The organism is Oscillospiraceae bacterium NTUH-002-81, assembly GCA_032620915.1.
Lineage (GTDB): Bacteria > Bacillota > Clostridia > Lachnospirales > Lachnospiraceae > JAGTTR01.
This window is the reverse complement of record CP136052.1, coordinates 1,408,086-1,428,113: the sequence shown is the minus strand read 5'-3', so window position 1 is coordinate 1,428,113 and position 20,028 is coordinate 1,408,086. Positions and strand designations below refer to the sequence as shown.

General features: G+C 52.7%; 15 protein-coding genes and 2 pseudogenes. All 17 read right to left on the bottom strand.

Going from position 1 to position 20,028, the window contains the following annotated elements:
- Positions 1-88: 88 nt before the first annotated feature.
- On the bottom strand, positions 89-1,543 hold the full coding sequence (gene guaB, locus RJD28_06775) for an IMP dehydrogenase (protein ID WNV59178.1): 1,455 nt from the start codon (positions 1,541-1,543) through the stop codon (positions 89-91).
- Positions 1,544-1,622: 79 nt separating this feature from the next.
- Positions 1,623-2,057, bottom strand: a complete 435-nt coding sequence (locus RJD28_06770; protein WNV59177.1) for a hypothetical protein — start codon at positions 2,055-2,057, stop codon at positions 1,623-1,625.
- Positions 2,058-2,087: 30 nt separating this feature from the next.
- Complete coding sequence (locus tag RJD28_06765; GenBank protein WNV59176.1) at positions 2,088-4,508, bottom strand: LuxR C-terminal-related transcriptional regulator; 2,421 nt, start codon at positions 4,506-4,508, stop codon at positions 2,088-2,090.
- 148 nt (positions 4,509-4,656) lie between these two features.
- Entirely contained in the window at positions 4,657-5,886 is a 1,230-nt protein-coding gene (locus tag RJD28_06760; protein WNV59175.1) for an FUSC family protein, read from the bottom strand.
- Entirely contained in the window at positions 5,871-6,599 is a 729-nt protein-coding gene (locus tag RJD28_06755; GenBank protein WNV59174.1) for a response regulator, read from the bottom strand. The genes RJD28_06760 and RJD28_06755 overlap by 16 nt, the downstream gene beginning before the upstream one ends.
- Positions 6,600-6,779: 180 nt before the next feature.
- Positions 6,780-8,138 (bottom strand): aldehyde dehydrogenase family protein, encoded by a 1,359-nt coding sequence (locus RJD28_06750; protein ID WNV59173.1) that lies wholly within the window; start codon positions 8,136-8,138, stop codon positions 6,780-6,782.
- Between the two features lie 121 nt (positions 8,139-8,259).
- On the bottom strand, positions 8,260-8,880 hold the full coding sequence (locus RJD28_06745; protein WNV59172.1) for a 3-hydroxyacyl-CoA dehydrogenase NAD-binding domain-containing protein: 621 nt from the start codon (positions 8,878-8,880) through the stop codon (positions 8,260-8,262).
- Between the two features lie 54 nt (positions 8,881-8,934).
- Positions 8,935-9,549, bottom strand: coding sequence for a phosphate propanoyltransferase (locus RJD28_06740; GenBank protein ID WNV59171.1), 615 nt, complete (start codon positions 9,547-9,549; stop codon positions 8,935-8,937).
- Positions 9,550-9,565: 16 nt separating this feature from the next.
- Complete coding sequence (locus RJD28_06735) at positions 9,566-11,317, bottom strand: NADH-dependent [FeFe] hydrogenase, group A6 (protein ID WNV59170.1); 1,752 nt, start codon at positions 11,315-11,317, stop codon at positions 9,566-9,568.
- A 15-nt stretch (positions 11,318-11,332) separates the two neighbouring features.
- A pseudogene (gene nuoF / locus RJD28_06730) lies at positions 11,333-13,127 on the bottom strand (NADH-quinone oxidoreductase subunit NuoF).
- Between the two features lie 15 nt (positions 13,128-13,142).
- Complete coding sequence (locus RJD28_06725) at positions 13,143-13,514, bottom strand: (2Fe-2S) ferredoxin domain-containing protein (GenBank protein ID WNV59169.1); 372 nt, start codon at positions 13,512-13,514, stop codon at positions 13,143-13,145.
- Positions 13,511-14,029: an NAD(P)H-dependent oxidoreductase subunit E gene (locus tag RJD28_06720; protein WNV59571.1), complete on the bottom strand. Its 519-nt coding sequence runs from the start codon at positions 14,027-14,029 to the stop codon at positions 13,511-13,513. Before RJD28_06720 ends, RJD28_06725 begins: the two co-directional genes overlap by 4 nt.
- Before the next feature lie 175 nt (positions 14,030-14,204).
- Positions 14,205-15,557 (bottom strand): acetyl-CoA hydrolase/transferase C-terminal domain-containing protein, encoded by a 1,353-nt coding sequence (locus RJD28_06715; GenBank protein ID WNV59168.1) that lies wholly within the window; start codon positions 15,555-15,557, stop codon positions 14,205-14,207.
- A 321-nt stretch (positions 15,558-15,878) separates the two neighbouring features.
- The gene (locus tag RJD28_06710) at positions 15,879-16,565 is read right to left on the bottom strand and encodes a response regulator (GenBank protein ID WNV59167.1); all 687 of its coding nucleotides are present in this window, start codon (positions 16,563-16,565) and stop codon (positions 15,879-15,881) included.
- Between the two features lie 4 nt (positions 16,566-16,569).
- Positions 16,570-17,553, bottom strand: coding sequence for an ATP-binding protein (locus tag RJD28_06705; GenBank protein WNV59166.1), 984 nt, complete (start codon positions 17,551-17,553; stop codon positions 16,570-16,572).
- A gap of 317 nt (positions 17,554-17,870) precedes the next feature.
- Positions 17,871-19,503 (bottom strand): annotated as a pseudogene (groL, locus tag RJD28_06700) (chaperonin GroEL).
- Between the two features lie 29 nt (positions 19,504-19,532).
- A complete protein-coding gene (locus tag RJD28_06695; GenBank protein ID WNV59165.1) occupies positions 19,533-19,817 on the bottom strand; it encodes a co-chaperone GroES in 285 nt (94 codons plus the stop codon).
- Positions 19,818-20,028: the final 211 nt, after the last annotated feature.

The following is a 20,028-nucleotide window of genomic DNA, read 5'->3' as shown; positions in this document are numbered from 1 at the left end:
TACGTACATTTATTATTGCACCATAAGTCTGTCTCTTACTTTCTGTTTTGAATGATTTTTCTCAGGAAGATTTCGCGAAAAATCCAAATTACTCGTCTACACTGTAGTTCGGCGCTTCCTTTGTGATATGGATGTCGTGTGGATGGCTCTCCTTTAAGGATGCAGCGGAAATCTTCACGAATCTGCCGTTCTCTTTCAGCTCCTCAATGGTAGCGGTTCCGCAATAGCCCATACCGGAACGAAGTCCGCCGATGAGCTGGAATACGGTATCCTCAACGGTTCCCTTATATGCCACACGGCCTTCTACACCCTCCGGAACGAGCTTCTTGGCATCGGTCTGGAAGTAACGGTCTTTGCTTCCGTTCTCCATAGCAGAGATGGAACCCATGCCACGGTATACCTTATATTTTCTTCCCTGGTACAGCTCAAAATCTCCCGGGCTCTCATCACAGCCTGCGAAGATGCTTCCCATCATGCACACATTAGCGCCTGCCGCAATAGATTTCGTCATATCACCGGAATACTTGATGCCGCCGTCAGCAATGATCGGGATACCGTACTCCTTGGCAGCCTCATAGCAGTTCATGACAGCAGTTACCTGAGGCACGCCGATACCCGCCACCACACGGGTCGTACAGATGGAACCAGGGCCGATACCTACCTTCACTGCATCCACACCGGCCTCGATCAGGGCGCGGGTTCCCTCTGCAGTCGCCACGTTTCCTGCGATCACCTGCAGATTCGGATAAGCTTCCTTAATCATCTTCACGCAGCGAAGCACGTTTGCAGAATGGCCGTGAGCGGAGTCCAGAACCACTACATCCACACGTGCCTTCACCAGTGCCTCTACGCGCTCCAGCACGTTGGCTGTGATACCGACTGCTGCGCCGCAGAGCAGACGTCCCTGACTGTCCTTGGCAGACTGTGGATATTTGATCTGCTTCTCAATGTCTTTGATCGTAATGAGTCCCTTCAGGTTAAAGTCGTCATCTACGATGGGCAGCTTCTCCTTGCGGGCTTTGGCAAGGATCTTCTTGGCCTCATCCAGGGTGATGCCCTCTTTTGCGGTGATCAGCCCCTCAGAAGTCATACTTTCCTTGATCTTCTTGGAAAAATCCGTCTCAAACTTCAGGTCACGGTTGGTGATGATACCCACCAGCTTGCGGCCCTCGGTGATCGGCACACCGGAAATGCGGAACTTGGCCATCAGATTGTTGGCATCCGCCAGTGTATGCTCCGGAGATAAGAAGAAAGGATCCGTAATGACTCCGTTCTCAGAACGCTTTACCTTGTCTACTTCCTCTGCCTGCTGCTCAATCGACATATTCTTGTGAATAATACCGATACCGCCCTGTCTTGCCATCGCGATTGCCATGCGATGCTCCGTAACAGTATCCATTCCTGAGCTCATCATCGGAATGTTCAGCTTGATGCTCTTCGTCAGATACGTGGTCAGGTCTACCTGATTGGGAATTACTTCCGAATATGCCGGAACAAGGAGCACATCGTCAAACGTAATGCCTTCGCCAATAATTGTACCCATCTGCTTATCCTCTCTTTCTGTATATTTCATCTGGTTTATATTTATTGTTCCTCATGATAGCAAAAAAAAGAAGCCTGTGTCAATTGAATCGGCGCTTTTTCTTTCGGGTTCTTTTGGTCAGCAGCCCACAAACTGCTGTGCCACTCAGGATCAGCAGAAAAAAGAGCTTCTCCGGGAGGGAAAAATCGCCTGTTGAGGGGTTATCCTTGGCATTTGCCGCTCCCCCGACATCAGCGGTTGTCCCGGCATCGTCCTCTTCTCCGGCAGCCGTATCCGCCCCGGCACTTGATGCTTCCCCGGCATCTGTATCCGCCCCGGCGCTCGCCTCTTCCTCCGCCACACTTTCTGTCTCCCCGGTCTTCCCGTCGATGACCACATAGGCATTTCGGATATTCTCATCTCTTCCTTTTTCTATGGCAAACAGCGTGTAGCCGTCCTCGGCATGTACAGACACCGGCATGGCCCAAAAGCACAACGCAGTCAGCAGCGCCGCACGGCATATCCATGTTTTCACAGGCCTCACCCCTTCTTTCGTAAATGCAAATCAGACAAGCCACCGCTTCTGGGCCACGGTTCTGGCCTCACTTCTGCGGCTGACCCCCAACTTTTCCAGAATATGGCTGACGTGGGTTTTCACCGTGGGCAGCTTGATGTCCATGATCTCCCCGATCTGGGCGTTGCTCTTGTCGGCACAGATGAGCCGCAGAATCTGCAGCTCTGTGGCCGTCAGCGTCTCCCCGGGCGCCATCCGCGGCTGCAGAAATGCCGGATAACAGGCCGCCTGCGCCCGCACCTCTGCCATCAGGCGCTGGAACCATCTGCTGTCATCCACCCGGGGCAGCTCCTCCAGCAGCGGCAGCACCGCGCCGCCGTAACAGCTGATCGGTCGGATAAAATCATAGCTTTCCGCGCAGTCCAGCGCTTCTGTGAGAAGTGCTCTCCAGTGGGCATCCTTCTGTCGCCACAGAGCTACCGCCTGCAGCACGGCCAGATGAATGCCATCGATATGCCGCTGACATCTCCGGCAATAGTCCACCAGCGGCGCCAGCGTCAAAAGGGCTGCCTCCGGCTTCCCGCCCGTCAGCTCCACCATGGCCTGGGTCATATACTGATAGCGTTTCATCACATCCAGATGCAGCGGATCCCTGGGCGCTTTCTCCCGGTACCAGGCGTCCGCACTGTCCAGATCGCCGCCATACAGGTCGATGCGGCAGCGCAGGGCATCCATATTCGGCAGGAATCTGGTGAGCCTTTCTTCTATAAAATATGTCCGCAGATTTTCCGCCGTGCGTCTGGCGTCCTCGACCTGCCCGCTGGATATCTGGCTGCGGATGAGAAGCCCGGTCACCGCAAACTCTATATCCGGCGTGCCCCTGCGCCGGATCTCGCCCATCCGGGGCACAAGGGAAAGCATCCGAAAGGAAATGGCCTCGCCCTTCTCAAACTTGCTTTCCGCAATGGCGCAGTCCGCCAGCCCTACGCCGTCCTTTCCCAGCACGGCTTCCACCGGCACCCGCAGCGTCCGGTACAGCAGATCGTCTTTTCTGCTCCAGTCAGAAAAATCTTTTCCGCCGTTCATAATGCTGGGCAGGGTACTCGTCACGGAAAACGGCGGCAGCGCGATTTCTTTTTCCATCATGAGACGGAAAACCGCCGGGATCGTCTCTGTCAGTCCTTCCACGCCCCGCTGGGGCAGAGAAATGTCCAGCCAGGCCAGACGGCTTTTCGCCTGCCGGCCTTCCGCATCCCGCTTGTCGCACCGCAGGGCAAACTGCCGCAGCTCATCGTACCACCGTTCCGACGCCTCATAATCCCCGGACAGCGCACAGAGCATGCTCATGCCCTGCATGAGCGACGGGGACGACAAAAGCTCCGCCTCCGGCAGCGCCCGGTAATATTTCTCCATCTCCTGATAATGGCCCATGCCCGGATGCAGCTGGGCACTGCGGATGAGCAGCTCCGACACCTTGGCATGGTCGCCGCCCTGGGTATAGCATTCCAGCGCATGGGAAAAATCTTCCTTCAGTTCATAGTACATACCGCCCCGGATAAAGAGCGCCCGCTTCTTTTCCTCCGTGTATTCCCGATCCATCTCCCAGAGCAGAAACGCCCGGAATTCAGACCAGAAATGAAAACGCTGGATATCGTCGTAGCGGAACATGGTCGTGTTGCGCTGCAGCCAGTCCAACAGCTCCCCTGCATGGGGATTGCCGCTTACCATCCGGGCCATTTCCAGGTCAAAGCTCTCAAAGGGAGCCAGTTCCAGCAGGAACCGGCGGATGAGAAGGTCGAAGCGCCGGTAAATGGCTGTCTCAAAATAAAGAAAAATCTCCCGGAACGCGTCTGCCACCACATCCGGCCCGAAGGAACGCCCCTCCGCCATACAGCGGGCCGTCACCGCCACACCCAGCGGATGACCGATGGATTCCTTCAAAATAGCGGTGATCTCCGATTCCGTCACCGGCACGTCGAAAAGCTGAAAACAACGTCGAACATCTTCCCGGTCAAAGAGCAGCGCGTCCGCCCGCAGCACGGTCATAAGACCGGTGTACCCGAAAGCCATCAGGCAGCCCGGCGGCACGCCTCGGGAAAGCAGCAGAAACCGGCGGGACGGATTATCCCGGATCAGGGCACACAGCGCCTGCTGCTCCTCCTCTTCCTGCATCAGCTGCAGATCGTCCAGCAGCAACATCTTCCAGGAGCGATCGGCTGCCAGCTCTTCCAGCTGCGGCTGCTCCCCGGTCACCCGCCGGTAAGATCTTCCCGCCAGCAGGGTCTCCGCCACCACCGTCTTTCCAAAGCCGCAGGGCGCACTGAGGAAAAGCACTCTGCCATGATCCAGCCACTGCCGGAACTGCTCCGCGATCGCAGGTTTGATCACGATTCTGTTGTCTGCTGTTTTGCTATCCGCCATTTGCTCCCCTGCCTCCATTTCTTCCGGCACGTCATCCTGCTGCTTTTTCACTGCCATTCCATCCTGTTTGATATATATAAATTTTATCAGTTCCTGCCCCCTGTGTAAATCATTCCAAAGTATGAGGCAGTACAAATACAGAAAAAAGAAGTGGAAGCCCCCACCAAAGGAGTGCCTGCCGCTTCTCTTTCCCATCTGATCAGCATTTCTTCATTTGTTTCTTATGCCACTGCTCGAATACCCACACATTCCAGGTTTCCTGATCCTCCGGCACATAGTAATTCAGTTCGTGCACATGCAGTTCTTCCATGAGCTTCCCTGCCGCCTGATCTACGCTTGCCGCCAGCGGATATAAAGAGAGGATCTGCCACCCCGGGCAGGCGTCGTCCGCCTCCCAGTGGATATTTGCCAGAATGTCCGCGCCTTCTCTTTGCAGCGCGTCCGCAAAGGACGCCCGCTGTTCCTCTTTTACAAAAACCCGCAGGCACTGCACCGAACAGTCCGCCGGCCGGTATGCACACACATAATTCTCCCGGGGCAGCGTACTTCTGCTGTCGTGCCATTTCTCCATGGCTTCATCCTCCAGTTTGTCAAAAAACACCTGGAGATTGCCGTGGGAAACGCAGTAAGTGAACACAGAAAAACCGTTCTTTTCCAGAAGATTTCCAAGCTTTCCAACCGCTTCCTCCGAAAAAGATTCCACCGCTGTAAAGGTGCCCTTTTTCGGATCATAAAGGGCCGCCCCATTTAAAATACAGACCGGGAAGCGATGAGTATATCCTGCCAGCTTTCGCTCTGCCTCCGCCGCCGAGCCCCTGGCATACAGGAAAATATGGGCGCCCCGCTCCACCAGCTGATTCAGGCGCACCTTCGTATAATTGTCCAGCACACCGTCTTCCCCCTCCGGCAGCGCATCCACCGCCACTGCATACAAGTGATCCCGCTTTCCCCTGGCTGGCATATGGATGCAATTCACCACATAAGCCACGAGAATGCCGATCATCGTATCGATGAGACGGTTGATGCCCCAGGAAAAGGGACTGACGTCAAACCCGTGGGAGACGGTTACGCTGGAATAGGCCACACAAGCGATAAACGAGGACGCCGGGTTATGGGTAATCACTGTCAGGTACAGCACCGGCAGATACATCACCGCCAACAACAGATAATGGATCCACAGATGCTCGTCCAGATGAAACTGCCGTTCCAGACACAGCGTAAAAATTCCCACAGCAACCCCGATGATGGTTCCCTTCATCCGCTCCCCCGCAACCTTCAGGGATCGGGATAACAGCGGCTGCATGCAGAAAATCGACGCGATGACAGAGTAAAACGGGATGCCCTTCTGTCCCCGGAGCATATAAACGACGAAACAAAGATACGCGGCAATACAGGATTTGACGATTCTCATTCCTACTTTACGGGACATGCGCTCCTCCTTTTCCGGTCTCCCAGACTCCGGCTCACATAGCGATAACGAATACATGGCCGTCCGCCTGTCATATAGTCAACCGTTGCTTTCAGTTCCTGCTGGGAAATGAGATAATTCAGATATTTCCGCGCAGTCACACTGGAAAGCTCCACTGCCTGTGCCACCTCCAGGCTGGTGTATTCCTCCCGGCCATGCTCCCTGAAAAAGCGCCGCACCAGCTCAATGGTATTGGGGTTGATGGATTTCGGCAGGTCATCCTCCCGCTCAGATTCCTCGAAAAACAGATCCACCTCCCGCTGTTCCAGCAGCACCGCTTTCTGTCCGCCTTCCTTCCGGTTCATCTTTCTGCGGAATTTTTTCAGTGCCTTCTCCAGGCGGCTGTAGTCGTAGGGCTTGATCAGGTAGTCCAGCGCTCCCAGCTTCATGGCCCGGTTCAGGCTGGCGTAGTCGTTGGCCGCTGTCACCATGATCACCTCCGTATCATACCCCTCCTCCCGGATCCGCTGCAGAACGGCAAACCCATCCGCTTTCGGCATAAACACGTCCAGAATGATGAGATCCACCTGTTCCTTTTTCAGCGCAGCCAGCGCCTGCTCCCCGTCCGAGACGCGCTCCGCCACAGAAAATCCGCCTGCCCTTGCCAGATAATTGCTGTGGATCTGCATCACCATCGGATCATCCTCCACGATCATTACTTTATATTCATCCATCGTAAAACCCCAGCTTTCTAAAACAGCTTCAGAACTTATCTTACTTTCTAAAGTGTTTTTAAAAAAAGACTGCTGCTATGAAACTTCAGTTACCATGTGCAGCAGTCTTTGTCCCTATCTTCCGTTTCCGTCATTGCAAAGCTCACAAACGAAAGAGAAGCTACCCATATTCAAATACGCTTATTCAGCCCAGATCTCCTCATCGGTCGGAATTTTTCTCGTATGCGGCATACCAATCTGAGAAATATTGATCAGGTGGGTATAGTTCAGGTTCTCAGAAATACTGTTTCCGCCCCAGGAACCGCAGCCCAGTGTTGTTGTGGGAGAGAATCCGTTGTTCAGCGCTCCGCCCGCTCCTGTGGAGGACGGCTGGTTCACGATCAGACGGCTGATGGGCAGTACCTCTCCTGCGTAACGGATATGATCCATGTTGTTGGAGTGCAGGGATGTGGTATGGCCTGCGCCCTCAAACAGTAAGTTGTCTTTTGCGATCTGTACAGCATCCTCGAAAGTATCGTACTTCAGAGCTACCATGCATGGGCACATCTTCTCACGACAGAGCTGCTCTTCCTTGCCATGCTTGTCAGCCTTCAGAATGATCACCTTGGTTCCTTCCGGTACCTTGACACCTGCCAGTTCAGCCACCTTCTGCACACTCTGACCAACAACCTTTCTGCTGATGGGGCCGCCGCCAGGGAAAATCGCCTCACGGAATTTTGCAAGATCCTCTTCGTTATCTACATAAAATGCGCCGTTCTTTACAAAGATGTCGATGATCTCGTCATACTGTTCCCGGGGAGCGATGATGCTCTGCTCACCGGAGCAGATGATCCCATTATCAAAAATTCTTCCTGCGATCACTTTCGGGATCTCTACCTCCAGGTCAATGTCGCGGTCAAGAATGGTCTGTACGTTACCAGGTCCAACACCCAGTGCCGGTTTTCCGCTGGAGTATGCGGCTTTTACCATGGAGCCGCCGCCGGTTGCGATAACCACATCAACGGAAGCCATGAGCTCATCCGTCAGATCCAGAGAAGGCTCCTCAATGGTCTGGATGGCATCTGCCGGTGCGCCCAGGCTTACAAGGATATCCCGGAAACTGTCAACCACATATTTGTTGACCTTCTTTGTCTTCGGATGCGGAGCGATGATGATGGCGTTTCTGCCCTTGATGGCAAACATGGCATTACACATGGGGGTCACAACCGGGTTCGTTACCGGGGTCACTGCTGCCACGATTCCCTTGGGCTTACCAACCTTCATGATACCGGTCTCTTCATTCACTTCTATCACACCTACGGACTTCTTGCCCTTCAGGCTGTTCCAGATGTTCTTGGACTTGCCATAACATTTTGCCACCTTATCCTCGTAAACACCCATACCGGACTCTTCCACTGCTCTCTTTGCCAGATCCTCTGCATTGTCATAGACAAATTTGCCGATGGCACGTACCAGAGTATCTACCTGCTCCTGAGAGTATCCTTCCAGCACTGCCTGTGCTGCTCTTGCGCGTTTCACTAATTCGCTTACTGTACTCATAGTTTCCGTTCTCCTTTTCCTTTTTTGCGTTTCCGCTTTTCATGTTAATATTTTAACCTTTACAGTGCTCTATGGCAACCTTATGAAACTTAGAAAACCTATAGATAAGTTAGATAACCATCTATCTCCCAAATGCCCGAAAATACACAGTTTCTCCCACATATTGCAATGGTGCGATAAAGCGGTTGTAAAAAATCCCGCCCCGATCCCGGCCCAGAATGGTCCGTTTTCCCAGCCTTCTCAGGATTCCGGACGTTTCTGCGACCAGATCTCTGTGAATTTTTTCACTGGCAATCAATTCCACCGCATCTGACACGAACCGTTCCCGGAAAAATCCCATACCAATCACTTCACGGCCGATCTCACTGCGCTCCCAGTCCGCATCCAGGGAAAACGTGCCAATGGCAAATACGGTTTTCGGGCTGCAGATCCCGGCCAGCTTTTTCAGTTCCTTTCGTCTCTCACGTCTTGACTCCCGGGACATCTCCACGACAAGGTCACAGTCGTAAAGCGCTGTCTCCTCCGGACAGATCACCAGTCTTGTGATCGCCTGCGCGGCCTCTTCCATGGAAAGGCGTTTCCGCTCCACCCGATCCAGAAGGACATCCTCTGTTCTGCCCTCAACCGTTCGGGATACGCCTTCGGATGTATTATAAAGAAATACCTGACAATCTTTGCAAAGTGCAAATGCCGCAGCGGTATGTGCCGCCTGTTTTCCTTTTCCGATCACTGCTATTTTCATAGAAGATTCCTCCTTTCACCGGGCTGACTTTCCGGCAGCTTCTATTTTTTGCTTCTATTTTTCATAAGGGTTGCTTTTGAAAATTCTGACCCACTGTCCCTGATGCAGGTCAAAGGCATTGGCATCATCCGTATCCACGTGAAAATCCAGCCTGCTGGTTTCGCTGACCCGGATGAGCACCCGATCCAGAATACCGCCCCGCTCTCCTTCTACGAGAACGTGTACCCGGTCTCCGTTTTTCACACCATACTGCGCGGCATCCTCCGGCGTCATATGAATATGGCGGTCAGGAATGATTACCCCTTTTGGAATCTGCAGGATACCTTCCGGCCCCCGCAGGATCGCCCCCGGCGTCCCTTCAATATCCCCGGACGCCCGCACCGGTGCATCAATGCCCAGGGTGTAGCAGTCCGTCTTGGATATCTCCACCTGGGTTTCCTTTCGCACCGGCCCCAGGATCCGCACGCCCCGGAGCATGCCCCTGGAGGTGATGATATCCACACATTCTACAGAAGCAAACTGTCCGGGCTGGCTTAGGGGCTTGTAGGGTGTGAGCTTCGCTCCCTTGCCAAACAGTACCTCCAAATCCTGTTCTGACAGATGCACATGTCTGGCAGAAATGCCGATCGGTACTTTTCTCTCATGGGTCATTTCTTCTAACTGCTTCATAAAAAGTGCTCCCTTCTTATTTCAACCGGTGAACTTCCCCCGGTGTATAAGTCGTATGTAACAGCTTGTGGGAAATCATGCTGCCCGGCGTTCCCAGATATTCCCGATAAAGGGTCTTCACCGAAGGATTCTCATGGGATTTGCGCACCGGCATGTTGGCATCCAGCGTATAGAGGGCTTTTGCCCGCAGGCCCCGGACGTCCACATGTTCTCGCTCTGTGGGAGATACGAAGGGCTGTCCGCCGCCGTTGACACAGCCGCCGGGGCATCCCATGATCTCGATGAAATCGTATTCGGCTTCTTTGTTTTTCACCCGATCCAGCAAGATCTTCGCATGGGAAAGACCGGAGGCCACTGCCACGCGGATCTTTCTTCCGGCTGCACCATACTCGGCTTCCTTGATGCCTTCCGTTCCCCGCACCGCCTGGAATTCCAGGTGGGTCAGTTCTTCACCGGAAAGGGTCTCCACTGCGGTACGAAGCGCTGCTTCCATCACACCGCCGGTAGCGCCGAAGATGACACCGGCACCGGTGGATTCTCCCAGCGGATGATCGAAGGTGCCGTCAGGAAGGTTGGCAAAATCAATGCCTGCGGTCCGGATCATCCGGGCCAGCTCCCTCGTCGTCAGGGATACGTCCACATCCGGGTAACCGGAGGCATCCTGATGCGGCCGTCCGATCTCATTTTTCTTTGCCGTACAGGGCATGATGCTGACACTCATGATCTCCGAGGGATCGATTCCCTGCTTCTCTGCGAAGTAGGTTTTCAGCACGGCGCCGAACATCTGCTGCGGCGATTTGCACGTGGACAGATGCGGGATCAGATCCGGATAGTAGTTCTCACAGTATTTTACCCAGCCCGGAGAACAGGAAGTGATCATGGGCAGGACGCCGTCATTCTGCACCCGATTCAGGAACTCGTGAGCCTCTTCCATGATGGTCAGGTCTGCGCCGAAGTCCGTATCGAATACCCTGTCAAAGCCCAGCATCCGCAGGGCGGTGACCATCTTTCCCTCCACCGGCATTCCCATAGGAAGGCCAAATTCTTCTCCCAGCGCTGCCCGGACAGAAGGTGCGGTCTGCACTGCCACAAATTTATCGGGATCGGCAATGGCATCGAATACTCTGCCGGTACTGTCTTTCTCTGTGATGGCGCCTGTGGGACATACGGCGATACACTGTCCGCAGCCCACACAGCTTGTGGTTGCCAGCCCCTTTTCATAAGGGGAACCGATGGATGTGGCAAAACCTCTGTGATTGACACCGATGACGCCGATGCCCTGTACCTTGGCACACACGGCTGTACAGCGTCTGCACAGCACACATTTGCTGTTGTCACGGATCATATGTACCGCACTGTCATCCACCACCGACGGTGTCATGCTGCCGTTGTATTTCTCCGTTGTATTGACGCCCAGCTCCCGGCAGAGCTTCATCAGCTCACAGTTGCCGTTTCTCACACAGGCCAGACAGTCTTTTCTGTGATTGGATAAAATAAGCTGCAGCGTCTTTTTCCGGGATTCCCGCACTCTCGGCGTGTTGGTCCACACCTCCATGCCGTCGCTGACCGGATATACACAGGATGCCACCAGTGTTTTGGCGCCCTTTACCTCTACCACGCAGATCCGGCAGGCGCCGATCTCATTGAGATCCTTCATATAACAGAGGGTCGGGATCCGGATATGAGACATGGCTGCCGCCTCCAGGATGGTGATCCCCTCCGGGACAGTTGTCTTGATGCCGTTTAATTTGATTGTTATCTCTCCCATGCTGTTCTCCCCTCCTTAATCTTTGTAAATTGCGCCGAATCGGCAGCAGGAACGGCAGGCATCGCACTTGATACACTTGTCGATATCGATGGTGTGTGGTTCTTTTACCTTACCTTCAATGGCCTGTACCGGACAGCCTCTGCGGCAGAGGGTACAGCCCTTACATTTTTCAGGATCGATTTTGTATACGAGCAGGTCTTTACATACCTTGGCCGGACATTTCTTTTCCGTTACGTGTGCGATATACTCGTCTTTGAAATAACGGAGCGTGGATAATACCGGGTTCGGCGCTGTCTGTCCCAGGCCGCACAGGGCGTTGTCCTTGATGTAGTAAGCCAGCTCTTCCAGCTCGTCGATATCCTCCAGCGTCCCGTTTCCTTTGGTGATCTTATCCAGGATCTCGTACATCCGCTTGGTACCGATCCGGCACGGCGTACATTTGCCGCAGGATTCATCTACCGTGAATTCCAGGAAAAACTTGGCGATATCCACCATACACGTATCTTCATCCATAACAATGAGTCCGCCGGAGCCCATCATGGAGCCGATGGAGATCAGGTTGTCATAATCGATGGGGATATCCATATGGGAGGCCGGAATACACCCGCCGGACGGGCCGCCGGTCTGTGCCGCTTTGAAATGCTTTCCATTCGGAATACCGCCGCCGATCTCCTCAATGACGGTCCGGAGCGTCGTTCCCATGGGGATCTCCACCAGGCCGGTATTGTTGATCTTGCCGCCCAGAGCGAATACCTTCGTTCCTTTGGACTTCTCGGTTCCCATGGAAGCAAACCAGTCTGCCCCGTTCAAAATGATCTGTGGAATATTGGCGTAGGTCTCCACGTTGTTCAGGATGGTCGGTTTGCCGAACAGACCCTTCACTGCCGGGAACGGCGGTCGTGGTCTGGGCTCTCCCCGTTTTCCTTCGATGGAGGTCATCAGGGCCGTCTCTTCTCCACAGACGAAAGCGCCGGCACCCAGCCGCAGCTCCACGTCAAAGCAGAAATCGGTGTCAAAAATATTTTTACCTAAGAGGCCATACTCTCGCGCCTGTCCAATGGCAATCTGCAATCGTTCTACAGCGATGGGATACTCCGCACGCACGTAGATAAATCCCTGGGATGCACCGATGGCATAACCGGCGATGGCCATGGCCTCCAGTACCACATGGGGGTCACCTTCCAGCACCGAACGGTCCATGAAAGCACCTGGGTCTCCTTCATCCGCATTACAGCATACATATTTCTCTACTTTTCCACGATTGCCGGAAGCGAACTTCCATTTCAGGCCGGTGGGGGAAGCCTGCACCTCCACGTCCACGGATGCCGCTGTCCAGAATAGTCTGGATGACCTGATCCGGCGTCATCTCCGTCAGCACCTTGCCCAGCGCTTCATAACCGTCTCTGGCAATGTACTCCTCGATGTTTTCCGGATTGATCACGCCGCAGTTACGTAAGGCGATCCGTTTCTGCTTGCGGTAAAAGTCTGTATCCTCCAGATGAACCGTCTCCCCGTCCGTGCGCAGCGTCTCGTCGTAGATCAGCCGCTGTACCGGACGGCCCTTTACCAGATGTTCTTCCACGATCTCCGGCACGTCGTCAGGGGTTACCATACAGTAGAAGACCTGTTCCGGGTACACCACCATGATCGGCCCCATGGCACACAGACCAAAACACCCGGTCTTTACCACGGCGATTTCCTGGTCGAGTCCATGCTCCTTCAGCTCTTCTTCCAGCCGTGCAATGATTTCCATACTCTTTGCAGATGTACATCCCGTACCTCCGCAGACCAGTATATGACTTCGAAACATTCCATTCCCCCTTTCCTACAGTCCCTCGGAAGCCAGCGTGTACTTGTTCAGTACCAGGCCGTGCTCCAGATGCTTATCTGCAACTTCCTTTGCTTTTTCCGCATTCATTTTGATATAGGTGGTCTTGCCTCTTCCCGGCTCATACACCTCTACGATCGGCTCGTACTGGCACAGCCCGATACATCCTGTCTGTGTCACGATCACGTTTTTCAGATGCCGTCTCTGCACCTCGTCTGCCAGTGCGGAAAGAACCGGCTTTGCGCCGCTGGCGATTCCGCACGTAGCCATTCCCACAACGACACGGATTTTTCCGGCGGAGCCTTCCCGGATATCCACCTGATCCTTTACTCTGTCACGGATCTGTTTTAGTTCTTCCAGTGATTTCATTTCTGCGCTCCTCCTTCATCCTCTGTCTCATACTTTGCAAGAATACCCGGTACGTCATCCACCCGAAGACGGCCGTACACTTCATCGTTTACGAGAACCACCGGTGCCAGTCCACAGGCGCCTACACATCGACAGGCATCCAGGGAAAACTTTCCGTCCGGCGTGCACTCGCCGCCGACGATGCCCAGCTGTTCCATAAACTTATTGTAAATATCTCCTGCCCCTTTGACATAACAGGCTGTGCCAAGGCAAACCGAAATCTCATATTTTCCTTTTGGCATCAGATGGAACTGGGAATAGAAGGTAGATACGCCGTACACCTCTTCCATGGGAATCCCCATAGCGTCTGCGATCATTTTCTGAACCTCTTCCGGAAGATATCCGTAAATCTCCTGTGCCTTCTGCATGATCGGCATCAGGCATCCGCCCACCTGTTTGTGTTCTTCTATAAAATCCAAAAGCTGTCGTTCCTGTTCAGCGGTACCCCGAAACGGAACCTGTTTCTTTTCTTCCAATCCCATAAGTTTTCATCCTCTCCTTACTATATCCTGTATTTTCTCAGGAAGGTGTTACTTGAATACTTTGTGCAGCACATGCGGTGTCTGTTTGTGTGTGGACTGCGCGATGGCCTCTTCCAGATAAGCGTTCAGTTCCTCACGGAATTCCGGTGCTGCACAGTTGTCAATGATCTTATGTGCACGCTCGATAGGGGGAAAGTCCGCGGATATCTGCCACGCCGTACTCTGTGATCAGTGCATGGATATCATGCTCTGTATGATCCACATGTGTCACAAACGGCACGATACTGGATACGGTTCCCTTCTTGGCTGTGGCCGGTGTGATGTAAATGGACAGGCCCGCATTGGTTCCGAAGTCACCGCTGCCTCCCAGGCCGTTCATCAGACGGCTGCCGCCGATGTGGGAGGAATTGGTGTTGCCATAAATATCTGCCTCGATCACCGTATTCACGGCAATGACGCCCAGTCTGCGGATCACCTCCGGAGAATTGCTGATCTCCTGGGGCCGTAACACGATCTTATCCCGGTATGCAGGAAACTTCGCATAAAATTCTTCTCTCTTTGCCGGAGAAATGGTGAGGGAAGTTCCCGATGCACAGGCAACTTTTCCTGCGTCCATCAAATCAAACACGGCATCCTGCAGCACCTCAGAATAAATGTTGATATTTTCGAAGTCAGAGTCCTTCAGACCCGCCAGTACTGCATTTGCCACACTTCCCACGCCAGACTGCAGCGGCGGCAGCGGGGTGGGGAGTCTTCCCGCCTTTGTCTCATCTTTTAAAAACTGCACCAGGTTGTCTGCGATCTTCTGAGAAGTCTCATCAATGGCTGCCACCGAACGGCCGTTATCCGGGATATCACTGATAACGATGGCGCGGATCTTATCCGGTGTACACGGAATATAGGGTGTTCCGATCCTGTCTTCTGTCCTGGTAATGGGAATCGGCTCAGTATCCGGTGCTTTTTTCGGTGAATAAATATCATGGATTCCTTCCAGATCCAGTGGCTGTGTAGTATTGATCTCCACAATCACCTGATCTGCACATGCCACATAGGTATTGGCACATCCCACGGAGGTGGTAGGGATAATATTTCCGTTCTCATCAATGGCTGTGGCTTCCACAACTGCCACATGCACCTTACCGAGATACCCGTTCTTTACCCAGTTGGGCAGCTGGCTTAAATGCATATCCATATAGGAAATCTCGCCCCGGTTGATGGCGTCCCGCAGATCCTTGTTGGTCTGGTACGGAATTCTTCTCCTGATCACACCTGCTCTGGCCAGCACACCATCCATCTCATCTCCTGTGGATGCGCCTGTGAGAAGGGTCAGATCCAGTTTTTCGCCCGCCTCTGCCCGTTTGGCAAGGGCTGCCGGGATCATCTTTGGATATCCTGCCGGGGTGAAACCGCTGGAACCGATGGTCATACCCGGGCGGATGAACGATGCCGCTTCCTCCGCGGACATGATTTTTTCTCTGCACTGCGCATTTCGTATTCTTTTTTTCAGATTATTTTCTCCCATGTCTTGTTTCCTCCACGCTCATTGTTAAACTGATAACAAGAATATAACATACAAAAAGATTGTCTTGTTTTTATCAAACTTAAAAAACGGTAAGAAAACTAAGGAAACCAGGGGCTGTTTTATTATGATTTTTTAAATTGACTATCCTTGCATCTGTCAGAAAACTGCGATATGATACGGATTGTAAAGACATTCCCCGTTTTTACAATCACGCAAAGAACTCTTGCTTAGAACAAATCCAAAAAAGCAAAGATCCCGGCAGTTCAGTCACTGTCGGGATCTTTGCTTTCCATATTGTCCTGTTTTTTTGTTAATTTATTTTCAATCTGTGGTTTTCCGGTAGAGAATACACGGCCGTCCGCCGGTCTTGTAATCCACGGTGCTGATCACCTCGTGATTTTCCGCCAGATAATTCATATACTTTCTGGCAGTGACCACGGAGAGCCCGTTCTGCTCGGCCACTTCCTCACTGCTCAACGGCCGGTCGCCTGCCGCATCCACATACAGCCGGATCATCTGCAGCGTTTTCTCCTGGATGCCCTTCTGCACCGCATCGGTGGCCGGCACATCCAGAAATACCTTGTCGATATCCTGCTGGTGCATCTTTGGCCCCTTCTCCAGCCGTTTCCGGACAGATGCCTGGTACACGAACATATCCAGCGCCTTTTTCAGACGCGTATACTCGAAGGGCTTCATGAGATAATCCATGATGCCCAAGCTCATGGCGATCTCCAGGCTCTGGCTGTCATTGGCCGCCGTGATCATGATGACCTGGACGCCAATGCCCCGTAGCCGCAATGCCTTCAGAAGGTCCAGCCCGGTGAATACCGGCATGTAAATATCCAGCAGCAACAGGTCTGCCGGGTTGTTTTCCAGATATTCCAGTGCGCTCCGTCCGTCCCGGAATGCCGCGCACACCTCAAAGCGGCTGTCTTTTTCCAGATATCTCCGGTTGATGGACAGCACCATGGGGTCGTCCTCCACCAGTACTACTCGATATGTCGTCATCCCGCTATCCCTCTTTCTTGATATTTGCATAAAAATATGTGCCCGCGCCTTCTTCCGAATCCACGGTGATGTCTCCGCCATAGCTCCGGGTGATCTTCCGCAGGGTGGCAAGGCCGATGCCTCTGCCGTCTCCTCTTGTGGAGAAGCCTTCCTCAAAAATCTTCTCCTGGATGTCTGCCGGGATCCCCGGCCCGTTGTCAAACACGGTCACCAGAATATCAGACTCTCCGCCGTAAATACCGACAGTGATCTGTTTATTCTCTTCGTCGTAGTGATCCAGCGCCTCCATGGCGTTCTCCAGAAGGTTGCCCACAATGGTGACCAGCGCCTGTCCGTAGGACATATTTCCTTCCTTATCCAGATGGGTGCCCGGATCTAACTGCACCCGGATCCCAAGTTCACTGCCCCTGCTAATCTTACCGATCAACAGGGCTGCCAACTCCGGCACCTCGATGCTGTCCATGACAAAACGGATGACTTCCTTCTGGAGCATGGCCGTTTTCAAAATATAATTGCACGCTTCCTCATACTGTTCCATCTGGATCAGTCCCAGAAGTACATGCAGCTTGTTGATGAATTCATGATTGTTGGCCCGCAGCGCATCCACCATATAGTGCACACCGGTGAGTTCCTCTGCCATCCGGCTGACCTCCGTCTTGTTGCGGAAAATCGCCACCACACCAACAATCTTTCCGTCTTCCCGGATCGGCATCCGGTCTGACAGGATCCGCACATTTTTCAGGGAAAGCATGGGGACATTATTTTCTGCCTGCCCTGTTTCCAGAAGCCGCGCCATCTTAGATGCCGGATAGACAACGGACAGCGGCAGCCCAATTGCCGCTTCTTCTGTCGTATTCAGCATCTCTGCGGCAGATCGGTTGATATAGATCACTTCTGCCTGCGTGTTGATGGCAATGATTCCTTCTTCCAGCGTATTAAAAATCACATCTCGATCCAGCGTGAATTCAGGATCCTTCTTTCTGACCATGTATTTCCTCCTGTCAGCCCGGCTAACCGGGAACTTGTTATCTGGTTTCTTCCTTCTATTTTATCTATAGTAGCGTATGTATGGAAAAAAGCAAGAATTTGAAAGTAAAAAAACAGACCGTGGAAAAGGATTGCTCCCTACCCACGGCCTGCCTTACAACTGGTTTTCGGTTAAATTTTTATCTTGTGAATGTAGCTGCCCAGACTCGTGACCTCGTGCTGACGCACTCTACTGTCTGCTTACGCAGACGGGTCACTCGTTGATGGCGCAAGAAAAATGAATGCTGCTGCGCAGCGCTCCTTTTTCTTTTGCGCTCATCACATCATTCCGCCCATGCCGCCTGCGCCTGCACCGGTGGGAAGGGTCGGGATTGGCTCTTTGATGGTTGCGACTACGGACTCGGTGGTAAGCAGTGTGGAAGCAACGCTGGTTGCGTTCTGCAGAGCGCTTCTGGAAACCTTCGCCGGATCCAGGATACCTGCGTCTACCATCTTCACGTACTCCCTCGTTATAAGCGTCGAAGCCGACACCAACCTCGGACTCTCTTACCTTATTAACGATAACGGAACCTTCCAGACCTGCATTTGCTGCGATGTGGAACAGAGGAGCCTCCAGTGCTTTCAGGATGATCTTCGCACCTGTCTTCTCGTCGCCCTCCAGATCGTTTACAAGCTTTGCAACCTCTTTGGATGCATGGATGTAAGAAGATCCGCCGCCTGCGATGATACCTTCCTCAACAGCTGCCTTGGTAGCTGCCAGAGCATCTTCCATACGAAGCTTTGCTTCCTGCATCTCAGGCTCTGTAGCTGCACCTACGCGGATAACAGCAACGCCGCCTGCCAGTTTTGCAAGTCTCTCCTGTAATTTCTCTTTATCAAACTCAGAGGTGCTCTCCTCCAGCTGTGCACGGATCTGACCGATTCTTGCATCGATTGCTTCTCTGGAACCCTCACCGTCAACGATGATGGTGTTCTCTTTCTGAACTTTCACGGATTTTGCACGACCCAGCTGATCCAGTGTGGTCTCTTTCAGGTCAAGGCCTAACTCATCGGAGATCACCTGGCCACCTGTCAGGATAGCGATATCCTGCAGCATTGCTTTTCTTCTGTCGCCGTAGCCCGGAGCCTTGACACCTACAACGGTGAAGGTACCTCTTAACTTGTTGACGATCAGGGTGGTCAGAGCCTCGCCCTCGATGTCCTCAGCGATGATGAGCAGCTTTCTGCCGGTCTTCACGATCTCCTCCAGCAGAGGAAGGATCTCCTGAATGTTGCTGATCTTCTTATCGGTAATGAGGATGTAAGGCTCCTCCAGAGTTGCCTCCATCTTCTCCATATCTGTGCACATGTAAGCGGAAAGATATCCACGGTCGAACTGCATACCTTCTACCAGATCCAGCTCGGTCTTCATGGTCTTGGACTCCTCGATGGTGATAACGCCGTCTTTGGAAACCTTCTCCATAGCGTCTGCTACCATTGCGCCTACCTCATCATCGCCGGCAGAGATTGCTGCTACTCTTGCGATATGCTTCTTGCCGTCTACCGGCTGGCTCATCTTTGCGATGGCTGCAACTGCTGCGTCAGTTGCTTTCTTCATGCCCTTTCTCAGGACGATGGGGTTGGCACCTGCTGCCAGATTCTTCATACCTTCGTTGATCATTGCCTGTGCAAGAACGGTTGCTGTGGTTGTTCCGTCACCTGCTACATCGTTGGTCTTGGTAGCTACTTCTTTGACCAGCTGTGCGCCCATGTTCTCAAACGGATCTTCCAGCTCGATCTCTTTTGCGATGGTAACACCGTCGTTGGTGATCAGCGGAGCGCCGTAGGATTTGTCAAGTACGACGTTTCTTCCTTTCGGTCCAAGGGTTACTCTTACGGTATCTGCCAGCTGGTTGACGCCGGACTCCAGTGCTTTTCTTGCCTCTGCACCATATTTAATCTCTTTTGCCATGATAAATTCCTCCTAAACGATTCAGTCTCTTACTCTACGATTGCAAGAATATCTGCCTGTCTTACCACGATGAGGGTATCCTCGTCGATCTTTACTTCTGTTCCTGCATATTTGGAATAGATGACATGATCACCAGGTTTTACCTGCATGGTAATCTCCTTGCCGTCTACATTTCCGCCAGGGCCTACAGCGACAACTTCTGCCTGCTGCGGTTTCTCTTTGGACTGTCCCGGAAGAACGATTCCGGATTTGGTTGTAGCCTCTTCCTCTAACTGTTTGATTACGACTCTGTCACCTAACGGTACTAATTTCATAGTAAAGTCCTCCTTTATCTGATATGAACTTCTTTCTTTTTCTGTGCTAGCACTCACCTTCATCGAGTGCTAACTGATAGTCATATAGTAGTGATTTTTCACAAATTTAGCAAACCCATTTTTTACATGTTATTCTCTTTTTTTTTCTCTATTTTATTCATCTATTCTCTCAAAATCTCTGATTTTTATATATTTACCCGGAATTGTGGAT